The sequence below is a fragment of the Kitasatospora sp. NPDC057512 genome (genome assembly GCF_042802135.1).
In the GTDB taxonomy this organism is placed as follows: Bacteria; Actinomycetota; Actinomycetes; order Streptomycetales; family Streptomycetaceae; genus Kitasatospora.
Window position 1 is genome coordinate 1 of the sequence record NZ_JBHVET010001293.1, and the last position, 1,064, is coordinate 1,064.

Annotated in this window: 1 protein-coding gene and 1 pseudogene; one reads left to right on the plus strand and one right to left on the minus strand. The window is 74.2% G+C overall.

Annotated elements, in window-relative coordinates; translation table 11 throughout:
- Nucleotides 1-33: 33 nt before the first annotated feature.
- Entirely contained in the window at nt 34-483 is a 450-nt protein-coding gene (locus ACFU6K_RS39570; protein ID WP_380671599.1) for an SRPBCC family protein, read from the minus strand.
- Nucleotides 484-596: 113 nt separating this feature from the next.
- Here ACFU6K_RS39570 and ACFU6K_RS39575 point away from each other — a divergent pair.
- Nucleotides 597-1,064: pseudogene (locus ACFU6K_RS39575) on the plus strand (hypothetical protein); the annotation flags it as partial.

A 1,064-nucleotide genomic window follows, 5' to 3' on the forward strand; every position in this document is an offset into this window, starting at 1 on the left:
GATCAGCTCGGGGCGGCGCTCCGCCGTCCTCGGTTACCTCCCGGCGTCGCCGAAGACCATGCGGTGTCCGGGCGCGGCCGATGACGTGGCCTCCAGCGTGCGGCGGATCACCGCCGAACCGTGCTCGACGGACTCGGCGATCGGTGCGGCCAGGGCGTCCGGCAGGACGTCGGTGTGCCACACGAACCTCGTCCGGCCGCCGGCCTCCGGAAGGGCCTGCATGGACGCGTGGTGGTGGGACGGGTGGAGGCTGCCGCCGACGACCGTGTAGGCGACCCGCATCGCCTCGTGGTCGAGGTCGACGAGCCGTTCGAACACGATCGTGCCGTCGGCGAAGGTGACGGTGCGGGTGTCCGAGCTCAGCAGGGTGTCGGTGACGAACCCGGGCGCCAGCCGCTCGTGCACCGCGCCGTAGTCGCTGAGCACCGACCACACCGCTTCGGGGCGGGCGTCGATGACGAATTCCTTGTGGATCGAGGCCATGGATGGCTCCCTTCGTGTCGTCACGTGGGCCCCAGCATCCGGGGCGGTGGCGCCGGAGGTCTTGAAGATCCTTGCGGGCCGTCCTGTCGTACCCGGCGGGTACCGTCCGCGGCATGCTGTCCGCATCGACCCTCGCCGCCCGGCCGGAGTTCACCGTGACCGTGGTGGGGTGCCGCTCCGACCACACCCGGTGGTCGCGGCCGGAGACCCGGGACGACCACCGCCTGGTGCTGGTGCGACGCGGCAGGTTCCGGCGGTCGGCCGACGGCACCGACGCCGATCTGGACCGGACCACGGCCTACCTGGGCGCGCCCGGCGAGCAGGAGCGCTTCGCGCATCCGGCCGGTGGCGACGTCTGCACGTCGGTGAGCTTCGAGCCCTCCCTCCTCGGGCGCCCGCCCGCCGCGACGACGGTGTACGTCGACGCGCGCGTCGACCTCGCCCACCGCCGTCTGGTGGCCGCCGCGGCCACCGGCGACATCGACTACGCGCTGGCGGAGGAACTGCTCCGCCTCGTCGCGGCCGCGGCCGCGGCCGGTGAGCCGGCCGTCGGCTCCCGGCGGGCAGGCCGGCCGGCCGAC

Excerpts from the sequence above, each read along its gene's own strand:
- ACFU6K_RS39570 (WP_380671599.1), bottom strand. The coding sequence starts at position 483 with ATGGCCTCGATCCACAAGGAATTCGTCATCGACGCCCGCCCCGAAGCG.